At 67.1% G+C, this 13801-nt stretch carries 15 protein-coding genes and 1 pseudogene; 3 read left to right on the top strand and 13 right to left on the bottom strand.

All coding sequences use genetic code 11. From position 1 onward, the window contains the following. The first annotated feature begins 205 nt into the window (after positions 1–205). Positions 206–703, top strand: coding sequence for a hypothetical protein (locus B073_RS0125215; protein WP_234025162.1), 498 nt, complete (start codon positions 206–208; stop codon positions 701–703). A gap of 136 nt (positions 704–839) precedes the next feature. Here the strand turns inward: B073_RS0125215 and B073_RS0125210 are convergent, their stop codons facing one another. The 4 genes from B073_RS0125210 to B073_RS41105 all read right to left on the bottom strand — a co-directional run bounded on the left by B073_RS0125210 (position 840) and on the right by B073_RS41105 (position 3590). Further along, on the bottom strand, positions 840–1037 hold the full coding sequence (locus B073_RS0125210) for a hypothetical protein (protein WP_018540863.1): 198 nt from the start codon (positions 1035–1037) through the stop codon (positions 840–842). Positions 1038–1417: 380 nt separating this feature from the next. Next, a complete protein-coding gene (locus tag B073_RS0125205) occupies positions 1418–2275 on the bottom strand; it encodes an alpha/beta fold hydrolase (protein ID WP_018540862.1) in 858 nt (285 codons plus the stop codon). Continuing rightward, positions 2272–2940, bottom strand: a complete 669-nt coding sequence (locus B073_RS41110; protein WP_018540861.1) for a VC0807 family protein — start codon at positions 2938–2940, stop codon at positions 2272–2274. Before B073_RS41110 ends, B073_RS0125205 begins: the two co-directional genes overlap by 4 nt. After that, complete coding sequence (locus tag B073_RS41105; protein ID WP_106731950.1) at positions 2937–3590, bottom strand: TetR/AcrR family transcriptional regulator; 654 nt, start codon at positions 3588–3590, stop codon at positions 2937–2939. The genes B073_RS41110 and B073_RS41105 overlap by 4 nt, the downstream gene beginning before the upstream one ends. A 381-nt stretch (positions 3591–3971) precedes the next feature. Between B073_RS41105 and B073_RS0125190 the strand changes: the two genes are divergently transcribed. Then, positions 3972–5243, top strand: coding sequence for an alpha/beta hydrolase family protein (locus B073_RS0125190; protein ID WP_158690219.1), 1272 nt, complete (start codon positions 3972–3974; stop codon positions 5241–5243). Positions 5244–5637: 394 nt separating this feature from the next. Here B073_RS0125190 and B073_RS0125185 read toward each other — a convergent pair whose 3' ends face one another. Then, a complete protein-coding gene (locus B073_RS0125185) occupies positions 5638–6885 on the bottom strand; it encodes a hypothetical protein (RefSeq protein WP_018540858.1) in 1248 nt (415 codons plus the stop codon). After that, positions 6843–7667, bottom strand: coding sequence for a TnsA-like heteromeric transposase endonuclease subunit (locus tag B073_RS44415; protein WP_234025161.1), 825 nt, complete (start codon positions 7665–7667; stop codon positions 6843–6845). The genes B073_RS0125185 and B073_RS44415 overlap by 43 nt, the downstream gene beginning before the upstream one ends. A gap of 380 nt (positions 7668–8047) precedes the next feature. Between B073_RS44415 and B073_RS0125180 the strand changes: the two genes are divergently transcribed. Then, a complete protein-coding gene (locus tag B073_RS0125180) occupies positions 8048–8614 on the top strand; it encodes a hypothetical protein (protein WP_018540857.1) in 567 nt (188 codons plus the stop codon). Between the two features lie 389 nt (positions 8615–9003). On the opposite strand, the gene B073_RS46650 is transcribed toward B073_RS0125180, so the two are convergent. The 7 genes and pseudogenes from B073_RS46650 to B073_RS0125140 form a co-directional block, all read right to left on the bottom strand. Beyond that, positions 9004–9276, bottom strand: a complete 273-nt coding sequence (locus tag B073_RS46650; protein ID WP_018540856.1) for a hypothetical protein — start codon at positions 9274–9276, stop codon at positions 9004–9006. Between the two features lie 270 nt (positions 9277–9546). Then, positions 9547–9939: a hypothetical protein gene (locus tag B073_RS46645; protein ID WP_158690218.1), complete on the bottom strand. Its 393-nt coding sequence runs from the start codon at positions 9937–9939 to the stop codon at positions 9547–9549. 451 nt (positions 9940–10390) lie between these two features. Continuing rightward, a pseudogene (locus B073_RS48170) lies at positions 10391–10724 on the bottom strand (transposase); the annotation flags it as partial. Between the two features lie 141 nt (positions 10725–10865). Beyond that, positions 10866–11564 (bottom strand): hypothetical protein, encoded by a 699-nt coding sequence (locus B073_RS0125155; RefSeq protein WP_018540852.1) that lies wholly within the window; start codon positions 11562–11564, stop codon positions 10866–10868. Beyond that, a complete protein-coding gene (locus B073_RS0125150; RefSeq protein WP_158690217.1) occupies positions 11561–12172 on the bottom strand; it encodes a hypothetical protein in 612 nt (203 codons plus the stop codon). The genes B073_RS0125155 and B073_RS0125150 overlap by 4 nt, the downstream gene beginning before the upstream one ends. Before the next feature lie 26 nt (positions 12173–12198). Continuing rightward, positions 12199–13398, bottom strand: a complete 1200-nt coding sequence (locus tag B073_RS0125145) for a putative T7SS-secreted protein (RefSeq protein WP_158690216.1) — start codon at positions 13396–13398, stop codon at positions 12199–12201. 41 nt (positions 13399–13439) lie between these two features. Further along, positions 13440–13760: a hypothetical protein gene (locus B073_RS0125140; protein WP_018540849.1), complete on the bottom strand. Its 321-nt coding sequence runs from the start codon at positions 13758–13760 to the stop codon at positions 13440–13442. Positions 13761–13801 lie beyond the last annotated feature (41 nt).

Here is a 13801-nt window from a genome sequence, read left to right as displayed (position 1 = left end):
GAACCCGCACTCGCCCTCTGCCGTACGAGCAGCGGCTCTGGCAAGCGTGATGCTGGGCACAGCAGCGTTGCTGGGCGGGTGTGCGCAGGACGACGCGCCGAAGAGTGCGGGACACGCCGCCCCCGTCTCCGGTCCGGTACAGCTGTGGCCGGACAGCCCGCCCTGGCGGCCGCCCTCTCCGGCCCCGGAAGGAGGCCAGGCACCCATGCCCCTGCCCGCACTGCCCCGGGTGCCGTCTGGGGACATCCGGAAAGTGCCCATGCTCGCCATCGTCCAGGCACAACTCGACGCCGATGACCGCCTCGGCGCCTCGCCCTACGACTTCGACCAGGACATCAAGAACAAGATCCGCAACTGTGCCGCCAAGCCGGCGGCCTGCCCCGCGCGGGCCCCTGAATACCACGACCTGACCGGCGACGGGAAGGACGAGCTGATCGTCGGCATCGCAGGCCGCGACCTCCTGCGCATCTGGGTCTTCACGGTCAAGGATGGGCTGGTGAACCGGATCATGAACGCCGGTGGTCTTCCACGGTCGATGGAGGTGGTCGACGGCAAGCTGATCGAGTACGACTCCACGGCGAAGCCCGGCTACGAAGTCCGCACCGTCTACGCGTGGGACCCCTCGCAGCAGGTCTTGGTGGAGAAGTCCACGGAGTACGGACGACGGTCCCCCTCCTCCGCCTCGCCAGGCCGCAAGTCATGAGCGCCCGCCGAACACCGCGAAGACTCCCGCGCACCTGGGCAGCGCCGCTCTACGCGAAGTCCGCGGCCCACATCACCGTCACGTGACGCCTGCTCTCCATCGTTCTCGGCACCCTGATCCAGGTGCTCGTTGGCGGTCAGGCGGGGTTCCAGGCGATGGGGAGGGCGGCGGGTTTGGTGAAGAACAGGTCGGTCTCGAAGGGGATGTCGTGTGCGGAGGTGGCGAGGAAGAGGGTGGGAAAGCTGACGGTGCCGTCGGTGCGACGGTGGATGTTGAAGCCGAAGAGGCACGGCAAGACATCGTTGCAGGTCAGGGGGTATTTCGAGGTCAGCAAGTCAGCACAAAGTCAGCATCGGCGGCGCTACGCCGGGAAACAGATCGACTCCCGGGGGTCATGCGGCCCGCCGTGCCGAGCCCTCCGCGGCGTCCGGGGTCGAGATCCGATGCCAGGTGTCGCACCACGCTACAACCTTCCACACAATTGCAAGCAGCCCCAGAATGCTTGGAGTTGGGTCGTGCGGAACCTGACATCTTCATCCTGGCCAGCGTCGCAATCAGCCCCGGGGTGGCGCGCGATCGACCGCTACGGGTAACACCGTGCCGCGCTGCCCGCGTTGCTGGTCTCCCGCGCGGGACTGGTGGCGCACGCCTGCTTTGTCGGCCATGACGCCATCCTGGACGGTGGGGCCCCCAATCGCCTATCTGCACGCGTCCTCAGCCCGGCAGGCCCCGGACGAATCTGGTGATCAGCGTCGCCACTGCTTGGGGGGCTTGCAGGACCATGGGGTGTCCTGCGTCGATCTGGGCGACTGTGATCGTCGGCCGGTTGCGGGAGAGTTCGGCCAGTTCTTGGCCGAGTCCTCGTGCGAACCGGGCGGTGAGGTCGGCGAACCAGCCCGCCGTGGGCCCCGGCGGTTGAGGCCGGCCAGCCTGTACCAGCAGGAGCGGGCATGCCACCCCTTCCAGCCAGGCGGTGACACCGGGCGCCCCAAGTCTGTCGAGCTCTGCGTACATTTCCAGCGCCGGGGTCCGCTCCGGCAGCGTCTGCCAGCGGCCATCGGGCAGCGGTCGCACGGCGCCGCGGGCTGCGGCCTCGGCGCGCTCGGGCGGAATCCCGTACCGCCCGGCATGCGTGATCTGCTGCTCGATGTAGTCAGGTGGCGCCACAGCCCCGGCCGCGGCCCGTAGTCGCTCCCCCACCCGCTCGGAGCCGGGGTACTGGCCGGGCTTCCCCCACCAGAAGCCGTCCAGATCGACTGCTGCCGGGGTGCGGTCACGGTGCCTGCGCGCGTACTCGACGGCTATCAGCCCACCGAGCGAGGTGCCGACCGGAATCGCCTCCGGTACCCCATGCGCCTCCAGTGTGTCCTCGATGCTCCGCAGTACGTCGGAGACGGCCCAGGAAGAGATGTCGGGGGAACGGCCGTGCCCGGGAAGGTCGACGGCCAGGACACGCTGCTCCGCGGTGAGCACCGCGGCCGACGCATCCCAGTCGGCGAGCGACCGGCCGGCACCGTGCAGCAGAACCAGCGGCGGGCCGTCGCCGCCATGGTCACGAACGTGCAGCATCATGCCGTCCGCCTCCCGCCCGGGCCGTAGCCCGCTGTCAGTCGCCACAGGCCCGCTGCCCGGTAGTAGACGCCGTTCACCAATTGCAGCAGCACCATCGTGGCGGGCCAGAGCAGACCACCGAGTCCAGGCACGACGTCGACCGGCAGCGTGTACGACATCACGACCCGCGCCACGGCGTCGGCGAGCAGGGCGACGCCCCAAATCACTGTGGAGATACGCCAGATGCGCCGGAAGGTCGCCTCGTTCTCCCACAGGGTCTCCCACGGTGTCCCATCGGAGCGGAACCGTCCCTCCAGCAACGGTCGTGCCCCCAGGTAGGCCAGCGGGCGTCTGGTCCATGCCGATCCCAGGAAGCACAGTCCGGCCGCGGCGGTCACCCAACCGTCCCTGGCCAGCATGAACCGCGTGCCCCCGCTGATCAGCGAGATCACCGTCCCCAGCAGCATCACCCCCGCCATGAACGCCGCCATCCCCTCCAAGCGTCGGTCCCGCAACCAGTACACCCCCGCCGTCACCACCGGCAGCACCGCACCGGCCAACAGCGCGACGAACGTACTCGCACCCAGCCCGCGCAGCACGTAGAACAAGGCGATGGGCGCACCCACGTCCCACACGAGTTGGAACAACAGGCGGCGGTTCCCGGGGCGTCCGGCGCGAGCCGTCACGACTCCTTCCTGGTGGCGAGATGGGCCAGTGTGGTCAGTTCATGCACACACTGCGCCAGGGTCAGGCGCGGCGGACGCGCCATGCGCACGATCGCCGCGTCGATCGCCGACTTCAGGGTGAGCGCCATCAGCCCCGTGTCGAACTGGCGGAACTCCCCACTCTCCTGCCCCGCACGCAAGATGGGCTCCAGCCCTTCGACGTTCGCCCGTGCCGTGACCTCCACGCCGTAGCGCAACACGCCCTCCGCGTCCCGCTCGTTACGGCAGATCTCCGACATCGCCCGCACCGCGGACGAGTTGTGCGCCACCCACTCCACCTGCGCCTCGATCCGGGCCGTCAGCGCGCCGGACGCCGAAGACTCGCCCGCGACGCGCTGTGAGATCGCCTGGTGCGCGCGCAGCCCGACCTCTTCCAGGACGGCGTCCATCAACTCCCCCTTGGTGCCGAAGTGGTAGGAGATCAATCGGGTGCTGGAGATCCCCGCCCGCTGTCTGATCCGCGCGAACGTCGTCTGCCCGTGACCACACTCGGCCAGGGTCTCGATCGCCGCCTCCACGATCTGCGCCCGCCGCGCACTCGCGGCCAACGACCGCTCGGGAGAGCCGGCGGACGACTCGCTCACCTCGCTCATCCCATCTGTTACTCGCATGGGTAACTCATTCCTCGGCTGGGTAATACCTAAACCTCCAGGGACCTGTGGTGGTTGGTTCAGTGGCCGTAGACGATGCGGAACGATCTCGGGCATCCGTTCGCAACTCTGCACACGCCGGACGAGTTTCCCTCAGGTGGTGGGTGGCGCTATCCCCCCTCACGCCTGAAGGGGCTGCTGGATGGGCTGTCGCTGCTATATGCAGCAAGGTCGATGAGGAGTAACCGACCGAGACTTTCGGGCGGCGGTTCTTGAAGATCAGGGGGCGGTATGCGGGCCTGGTGGGTTATGTGTCTGATCGCCGCGCTGGCAACTGTGGCGACGGCAAATGGGGCGGCCGTGGCGGGTCCCGCCCAGGGGGGTCAGGGCATCAAGCAGAGTGTGGAGTTCCGCAGCGGGGACGTGACACTGCACGGCACGGTCACAGCACCCGCTGGGCCGGCACGACGACGGCGGCCTGGCATCGTGCTGGTGCACGGTTCGGGCCCGGAGACACGGGCGAAGTACCGGGCCGAGGCACAGGCCATGGCGCAGTCCGGGTTCGTGGTCCTCAGCTACGACAAACGGACCACGGGATACTCGCTGACACAGCGGTCCTATGCCCAACTCGCCGAAGATGCCCTGGCGGGCGTCCGGTTGTTGCACGGGCGCGCCGATGTAGATCCCCTCAAGGTAGGGCTCTGGGGGTTCAGCGAGGGAGGCTGGGTTGTTTCGCTTGCGGCCTCGCGCTCGGCACAGGTCTCGTACGTGGTACTGGTCGGAGCATCCGGGGTGTCCCCGGCCCGGCAATCGGCGTGGTACCTCGAGAACAGACTTCGGCACGAAGGCGTCGCAGGATCGCTGCTGCGGACGGTATCCGTCACCGGCACGCGGTTCGTCTCAGGCGCCGGCCTGCTCCCCGAGGCGAACTACGACCCGCTGCCGGCGCTGCGGCGCCTGCGCCAGCCAGTCCTCGCCATCTGGGGTGACGACCATCAGTCGCCCCCGGCGGAGAGCGCCGCCGCCATCGAGAAGGCGCTGAGGGACAGCGGCAACACCGACGTGACCCTCCGCTTCTTCCCCCACGCCGATCACAAACTGCACACCTCTGCCGACGGGTTCCAGCGGGGCGAGCAACTGGTGCCTGGCTACGTCGACACCATCGCATCCTGGGTCGCCGGACAGGGGCACCGGATCAACGATGCTCTGCCGCACCAGACGAGGCGAAGCCACGCTCTGGCCCCTCTCCCCGAATACCTGGGACCCGCAGCGCAGACCGCAGCATTTGTCCTCATGGTCGTCTCTTTCGCGGCACATCTGCTGGGGGAACTGGTACGCCGCCTGCGCAGGCGCCCCTGTGCTGCCGGGGTGGGCTGGACGTCGCGATGGCTGGCCGCCGCAGGACTGACCACTTTGCTCGGCTTCCTGGGCTACCTCGGCTTCGTGACGATCACGCTGACCACTGGCCCGATGCTCGGCAACCGTCCAATCATCTGGCTCGTCCTGCAACTTCTGACAGCCGGGACGGCTCTGGCGGCCGTGGCAACAGCGGTGGGCTGGTGGCGAGTCAGGGCTTCAGTCTCACGCCGGACCAACGTCCAACTCGGGCTACTGGGGCTCGCGAGCGCACTGTTCCTTCCCTGGGCACTGTTCTGGGGCCTGGCGACGCCGTAGTGGAAGAACTTGAGACAACTCAGCAGATGAACGCGAGCACACGCCCCCTTACCTCGGCAACGCCGAGCCGTATGCACTGCTCGTATCAACGCACCCTGCTGAACGCCGGTTGAGCTCTCGCACCGGGTGATCGTCCGGCTCCGGGCGCGCTGGTACTCGCTGTCCTTCGCAGCTGAAGGTTGCGTGTGCGGGAGCGGATGGCCAGTGGGACGAAACCGGGGTCGTCACAGCATGGGCCGAAGGAGTGCAGACCTACCTTGCGTCTCCGCGTTCCAACTCGGCTGCCGTGCGGCTGTCGCAGAGCCCACTGACCGGCTTCCACGCAAAGGGGCGGGCGCACGGCTGGTCGGCACGTCGGCGACGGGCGCCCCCACGTCGGCGGTGTGCCAAGCGACTACCCGGCGTGCCCGCGGTGGACGCACACGGCTTGCAACTTCCGCTCGCCGTTCTCAAGTTGGTAGTCGCCGTAGATGACGGCGGGCGCCACGGCGCTGCTGTGGGCGGGCAGTTTTTCTGGTGCCTTCCATGGGAGCGCCTGCGTCAAGTCTTCCCCGGTGGCCGTGCTCAGTGCCATGTCGTTGGCTCCCGAGTGGGTCATGCACAGGGTCGAGACATGCCCCGGGCGGGGGACGTGGGCAAGGATCGGAGAATCATTCGAGGTGACGTCTGAGGGGTCGGGAAGCGGTTGCCAGTCGTAGGTCCCCTTCTTCCTCACGGCCAGTCGCACCCGGCCGTTGTCCGTCCAGGCGCACAGGATGTTCCCGTTTTGGTCCTTCGTCAGCGAGGGGGCCGATTCGGAAGCTTTCCCCATCGGCTGGTAGTTGCTCCACGTCCACGGACGCTTCGTCAGGTCCATCTCTGCCCAAAACAGTGAATTCCGCCCGAACATTTTGGCGCCTTCCTTGAAGACGCACAGGAGCCTGTCACCGTCGAAGCAAAGCGCCGGGCGGGCTTCTACCTGGAGCACATTGGTGGTGATCCTCGCCGGTTCGTCCCACGTGCCGGACAGACCGTCGCCGGAGCGCCTGCTCCACATCAACCCATGAGGTTTGAAGGTGTTGGGCTGGTAGGGCTTGTAGTAGGCGACGAACAGCCCGTGCTGCGGGTGCCAGGCCAAGGCCGGGCCGCTGTCGGTGCACATCGCGTCTGGCAGCTTCTCTCCCGTAGCCCACTTGCCGTCCTTGAAGACGGTCAGGTAGAGACTCGCGTCCTTGTGGCCGCCTCGGTGCACGCACAAGAACCGGTCTTGGTTCGCCAGCAGCGCGGGAGCGGCCATGCTGTGGTGGCTGGGAAATCGGATGTCCTTGCTCCAGCCCCTGCCTTCCTCCCATACGGACCACCACAGGTAGGTGTCCCCGGGGTTCTCCGGCTCGGGATGGTGCCCCTCGCCGTCGTCCCAGACCGTTGGCACCAGCGCTCCGGGCATCAGCCACGGAGAGGAGAACCGGATTCCGGTCCCCTGATCGATGCGTTCCACCCACCACTTCCTGCTGTAGATGTACGCCTTGACGAGCAGGCCGAGCTTCTTCGGCAGAGCCTTGCCGATCAGTTCCAGAAGCCGCGACGCCTCCTCTTTCAGCAGTTTGACGGCGTATCGGTTCAACAGAAGCTCGTAGCCCCAAAAATCGGGTACAAACTCCACCCTGGCGTCTCCGGCCTCGGCATGCCCTGGGGCGCGTCGGGAAAGGCCACGGCCTCCGGCACACTCTCCACGGCCGGCTGGGCTTCGACGCGGTCATCCATCGTGACGGACCTCCACTGCGATCGATGTCGAACAGGGACGTGGTCGAAGTACCCACCAACAGGACGGTGACCGTGAATTTGGTGCAGGTTCATCCGGACGGAGGGCTGCCCGCGCACCGACCCCACGAAGGGGGGAACAACACCGGCAGCCCTGCCAGCAGTTCGCCCACCCCCGCGGCGCAATCCAACAGTGGCCCCGGCTCGGCGAATATCTCCCGCAGCCGCGAAGCGACCGCTTCGCCCGATGGTGGGGATGCTGGTAGCCCACCAGCCACCGGACGTTCCGCACACGGACCGCATCCGGGGCTCCCAGCAACTCGAACTCCCACCCCACCTCCGCGCAGGCCGCCCGAGTCGCCTCGAACTTCGCCCAACCCGGGGGCGGCGCCGTTCGACCGGGCGGCAGACGACCACCAGCGCCGTGCCGTCCGCGCGGCGGGCGAAATAATCCGGCGCGTGCCACCCCGGCCGATCGTTCGCCGCCCAGAACAGCCAGAAGGGCTGCGAGCAGATGCCCACCACCGCCGGATCGAAGCCCAGCAGCATCAACTGGTCGTGCTCCAGCCAGGATTCGTACCCGACGTGCCCGCCGACGGTGGCGGACCACCACAGGCCCGACAGGTTGCGCTGATTTCGATTCGAGGCGAAGGCACGTGCAGGAGCGACCTGCGCGAACGGCACCGCCCACGCCTCCGCCAGGGGACGCCGTAGCTCCGGCCCCGTCCGGGGCGACCTAGGAGACCTCGAAGCCGGTCGTCGGCGGCCCGGCGGAACCGCCGGGCAGGAGCTGTAACCCACGCATCACATCCGCCTGGTAAAGGCCGGAATCAGCCAGCAACAGATCACCACCCTACTCATCGATCACCCCCACAGTGGAAAGCCAGTGGTGCACGCGGTCGAGGTCGATGCACGCGGGTCGGTGTCGAGGGTGAGGCCGTCGGCCCTGGTCGCCATCACCGCATCCGATCGTGCGGAGTGACCGCGAGTGCCGACGGTGAAGGGAGCGTCCGGTGCGGGCGCCCTTTATTGTCGCTGCGGGCGTTTGAATCGTTGTGCGGTGCATGGACGAATTCCCGAAGATCACAGCTGTGCCGGTCCCCCGGGCCACGCAGACGCGCCGCGCGATCGAGGCCCTCGGCGCGCGGCTCACCATCGACAAGTCGGCACAGGGGCGCCGCGCCTACCAGATGCCGCCCGAGGAACTCGCCGGGGTGCTGCATGGCATCTCGGAGGCGATGCTCTTCGGTATCGATCCCGGGCAGCAGCCCGGCATGCTGCGCAGTGTCCTTCAGGGCTACGGGCAGGGCCTGGGCGGTGCCGTGGTGCCCTGCGGCTCCCAGCGTGACGCCCTGTACATGGCGGCGCTCGGCCTGAAGGCCGGCCTGGCCAGGCAACTGTTCAAAGCAGCCGCACTGGCCGCGTACACGGGCGGCAACCGTGTCGGCCGCGCGGGCATCACCCTGATCGCCTCCCGGCTTGCCCGTGCCGCCCAGGACGTCGCGATGAACGCCGTCGGCGCTCCGGGGGCCGACTACGGCGGCATCGCCGGCGAGTTGCACCGGCTCGCCGACATGATCGCGTGCCTCAGCGCCACCCACGACGGTGGAGCCGCAGGCCGAGATGCATAGGGCCCGGGCACACGCCGGCCGCACCCCGCCCGCACGAGTCCTGGCCCCTCTCCTGCCGGGGAGAGGTGTCGGCGCGGCGGGTGGTTACCCCTGACTCTGAGATGCAGGAACGCCACGGCCCGCGCGTGACGCGTTAACCCCCGGAGGGGCGGATGGTGCGGATCGATCAAAACGCTGGCGTACGAGGGGTGATGCGGTGCGGGTGGCCGGCTGCGCACGGCTCTGGTCGCGGCCGGCAACAACCGGGCCCGTGCCGAGGTTGTGACGGACACCCGCCCAGCAGCCGGGTAGCTGTCATGCCGCCGATGCGCGATCGGCGCGCTGGACCTGCGGCGCTCACGCCTCGGGCGCCTCCCACAGCAGAGGGGACGCCCGAGGACCACGCTGAGTCAGCGACCGTCCCGGTCGCAGTGGTTGCGGTCGCGGTCCCAACCCTGGTGGTGATACCGCCCCTGGTCCCGGTCCCACCCGTCGTGGTGGTGCCACCCCGCGTGGTGGCGGTCCCACCCGTGGCGGTGGTGCCACCCCGAGTGGTGGCGGTGCCAGCCATCGCGAGGATGCGATACGGCCACACCCGCCGCGGCGGCGTCGGCGACTCCGGCACCGCCCAGCATCACGACGACCGCCACGCCCAACGTGGTGGCAAAACGAGAAACACGCATAGCCATCTCCTGTCACAGCAGACGCCCGAGGCACCTGCGCGAATTGGACACCGCAACCATCACGCCTGATACGCACGGAAAAGCCGCAGCGCGCCCACACAGACAGGGCTGTTGCAAAGTCCAGACTTTGCAACAGTCCTGCCCACAGTCGCGGTCTTGGTGGTGTCGTTGCTGAAGGTGGCCGTCATCGTCGCCGGTTCGGTGCTCAGCGTGCTGTTCAGGCGCCGGCAGAAATAGTGGCCAGAAGGGCTCTGGTCACGTGCTTGGGCATCAAGGGTTGTGCTCCGGAGTGGTGTCAAGGTTGTGCAGTCGTACTCCGTCAGGGCCGTACACGTTGAGTACGTAGCCCTGACCGAAGCGGACGCCTTCCCGGGTGAGGGAAGACGTCAGTTCGGTGGCGAAGTCGTCGACGTTCTCGTAGCCGGCCTTCTTGTGGGTCCACACGCTCAGCACAAGGACACCCTTGTCGTTCTTCGCATGGTGGATGCCGTAGACGTCGGCGTCCCCTCCAGCCTTGCGGTAGCGGTCGGCTAGTTCCGTGCCGGAGCGTGAGGGGGTTGCGGTAGCGGTCGGTGGGCCCGATGGACGGGCATCGCCGACGAAATCACAACCTGTGTGCAGAACCGCAGCAGTCAGAAAGAGAATGGGCAGGATGCGCTTCATTACGCCAGTACCCCCTTCGCGAGGGATAGCAGCGCGAGGGCGCCGATCGTCTCCAGGGCCTCGGCCCGATGCCTGATCCCAGGTACCGCCACCGCGGCCAACTCGTCTGCCATGGCGGCGGTTCCCCTTTCGCCGATCGGACTCCGCGAGACTCGGCGGCAGCCGAGCAAACACGACCGTAGGCGAATCAGACACAACACCCAACCGGTCAATTAGGCCCATAGGTCACTTATGCTGCAGGTGCTTGTTGTTCCCCTATGCGGCTGGTCACGGTTGCCTCATCGACGGCCACAAAACCGTAACGGATCAAGAACAAACCGGCCGTATAGATGGTTTTCGCCTTGTCGAGAGGGATGTTGTGCCGACTCCGGCATGCAACAGGAGGCTTCGACGGAACGAACTTTGGCCGGTGCCGCCCGCCAGGCCCCCGTTTTCGTCATCGTGTTGGGGTTCTGACCTCCAACGGGTCACCAACACATCGCCCCCCAGGGAGGCGATACCGGCTGGCCTAGCTCGTCGAGCACCAGGCGGTAGAGCTTGGCCCACACCCGGGCCTGGCCCCACTCGCCGAAGCGCCGGTACACCGTCGACCAGGACGGGCCGAACATCTCCGGGACCTGCCGCCAGGTGCACCCGGAGGTGGCCACGAACAAGATGGCGGCCAGCAGCTCCCGGTCACCGTAGCGTCGTCAGCCACCGCCTTACGGACGTGTAGGTGCCACCGGCACCACCCGCTGGAACAACTCCCATAACCCATCCGGGACGAGACGCTCCGTGATCGTCACGGTCGAAGGCTACCGAGCCCGCCAAGTACAACAACCTCTTACGAACCGGTCCGCGATTGCCGTCAGGACGTGCCGGCCTGACGGGGCGGCTGGTGGATGATCAGCAGGCCGCCTGCCCTCGCACTTGACGTGTACTCACGGTCACCCAAAGGGGGTGGGCCCACCGGCCCCTCGGGAAGACTCTGGGGCCGCCGGCGACACCGTGGAGGGGACGGTGACGGGGGGTTGTCGTTCCGTATCGTCCTCGGTCGGCGTCAGGCGGATGCTGTGCAGGAACTCGACCATGATCTCGCAGTACTGCGGCCAGTGCCGGATGCTCGGCGTGGCGAAGGTGACGGTGATGAGCTCCTGGCCCCCTGGCACGGCCAGGTAAGCCTGAAGTTGAGCCGTCTCGACCGGGGTGTCCTCCCCCGACTCAGCGAACTCCGCCGGGATGGACATCGTCACCGCCTGCCGCACGGTCACCGCCACCGGCCCGCACGGAAGGTCGAGCACTTCGGCGGCGACATCCTCACCACCGCGTTCGGCGGCAATGCGCGCGATACCGCCAACAGCGAGACCGGGATCGGTGTACACAAGCGGATTCGTGGCCACCGTCAACGTCCCGGCCGACACCTCTGCGTTGACCGTGCCAAAGCAGTTCGCCGCATAGACGATGCCGGACTCCTCACGGAGGGATGAAGCCAGAGCGTAGGCGGAAGACAACTCTTCGAAGACCTCCGCACGCGTCTCCCCGAGTTTTCCCGCCAGCCGCTCGGCCACCACGGCCCGGGCCTCCTCCGCGCTTTCCACCGGTGCCATCTCACGGAAGAACGGCGGGACGTCAAAAGTGATGTTCACTGCCTGGGTCCTTCACTCCAATTACCAGAAGGCGGCATGCCGCCCAGTTCTGAGTCCGGCGGAGAGTCCGGAGGAGTCGAGAAGTCGAACTTAAGACGCCGCCGGCGTCGATCCTTCAAGAGCTTGAGCGTGGCCAGAATCGCCATCACCGCAGTCACTGCCGCGATCACCAGCGCGGCCTTCGCCTCGGTGCCGGCGTGCCACCGGTGTACGGCCTCAAACCCGTACACCACCCCGGCGGACAACCCGAAGTTCGCCAGGAAAAGTCCGGTACTGAGGTTCTCGGTTCGCCGGATCTCCCCCCGGATGCCCCGCAGTTCCTCGGGAGACGGCGGCGGATACCCTGCCGGCAGGGCGACACCCCCCACGGGACCGCCCAGCTTCGGCGGCCAATAGCGGGGCGAGGGTCGGAAGACGAGGTACAGGGAAGTTCTGCCGCCCACACGATGCGAGAGGTCATAGCCCTGTTGACGTGCCAGCCAGACGGCGTACTCCCGCCCGCTGGCAGGCTCGGGAACGCGGACCTCCGTCCGCTTCCGGGCAGTCGTCGCCGGTGTCCGGTTCACCAGTGACGTGATCAGAGCCACCATGCCCATCAGCAGCAGCACGCACAGAACCGGCCAGAGACTCCCCCTCACTGGGCGCTCCTGTCCTTCTCGCTACCCGAGTCCCAGGCGTTCTTGAGGGCAAGGAAAAGCGGCACGGTGCCTCCGATGCTCATCTGCCGTTGTATGTCGTCCTGGGGGGCGAAGTGCTTCAGCACGCTGTCGTCCCCCATCAGGCCCAGGATTGTCTGGACCGTCCCTGTCCCCGTCACACCACGCTCTGCGCCGATGATTTTCGGGATCTTTGTCAGCAGCTTCCCGCCGTCTTCGAGTGCGGCGCTTCCCACGCCCCCACTGATTATCCCCAGCCCGTCCCACCCAAGGGTCGCGGCCGAAACGTCCGCCCCCGCCAGCTTGGCCGCGCCATGCGCTACCAGGGCGCCACCGGAGAACACCGCCGCTATACCTCCGAGCGGACCGCCGACAATGCCGAGACCGACCATGTCGCAGGCCAGTCCGATGGTGCCGATCGTCGTGCTCACCAGCGACAGCACGTCGCCGATGGCGGCGATGGCGTTGGCGTGCTCCTTGACCCAGTTGGCCAGTTCGTTCTGGAACGTCAGAACGCTCATGGCCAGGTTCTTGAGGCTGTCCAGCAGCCCCGGGGCGTCCGGCGCCTGCTCTCCGGCATCTTTCAGCACGGCGGCCACCGTGCCGGCGAGTTCCTCGTGCTGCGTTCGGATCCCGTTGGCGCGGGAAATGATGCCTTCGAGTTCGGCGTTGGCGGCGTTGAGTTCTTCCACGGCGCGGTTGTGCCGCTCGATCTGCTCGTCGCTGACCAGCTCCGAGAGGTTGAGTGAACCGTCGCCGAGCAGGCCCAGGTTGGGGTTCTTAGACGCTCGGTCGGCCCGCTCCCGCGCCGCCTTGGCAGCCTTCTCGTGCTGGCCGGCCCGTGACTGCATGGTCTCCAGCTGCGAGTGCCACACCGTCAGGGCTTCGGTGGCCTTCTGGAAACTCAGACCCGCGGTGGCCAGCATCCCGGGAAGACAGGCAGTCTTCTCGCGGAATCCTTCGGCAGCCTCGCCAGTCCAGGAGCTGCCGTTGTGGATACCCAGCACGACGTCCATGGCTGAACGGATGTCCTTGTTGGCCCGTCCCAGGTCGTCGAGGACATCCTGAACGGCCTGAACCCTCCCAGGGGCCGGATTGAATTGCAGCCCCGGAAAACTTCCATTGTTCTCGTACGGGTCGCCGCCGCCGTATCCCCAAAGCTGCTCAGCCAATGACATCGTCTATCGCTCCCCCGACCACTACAGATGCTCGCACTCACTTACCCAAAGGGAGACTTGGCGCCGCCCTTACCGCCACCCGACGTATCGGCTCTCTGGCCCTTCGACAGCGCCTCCTGAATAGCGGTGTCCGTCTCGTGGTAAGCCCGCGCCGTCGCTTCCAGGCCCTGATGAAGCGCCAACTGCGTCTTGACGATCTGGCCGATACCGTAATCCCATGAGTCTCTGAAGTCGGACGCACTTTCATCAATGTCCGCATTACCAAGGTCGTTGACGCTTGCTTGCTGCAGACTCCGTGACGCTCGACTCATAGACTCGGCGCTCTGCAGCAGCTTCCGGGACAGTCCCCCAAGCTCGTCCACGTCAGCATGAAATCCGTCAGAAATTGCCATCGCCTACCCCC

The organism is Streptomyces sp. MspMP-M5 (assembly GCF_000373585.1).
Classification (GTDB): domain Bacteria; phylum Actinomycetota; class Actinomycetes; order Streptomycetales; family Streptomycetaceae; genus Streptomyces.
This window is presented reverse-complemented; position numbering and strand designations above follow the sequence as displayed.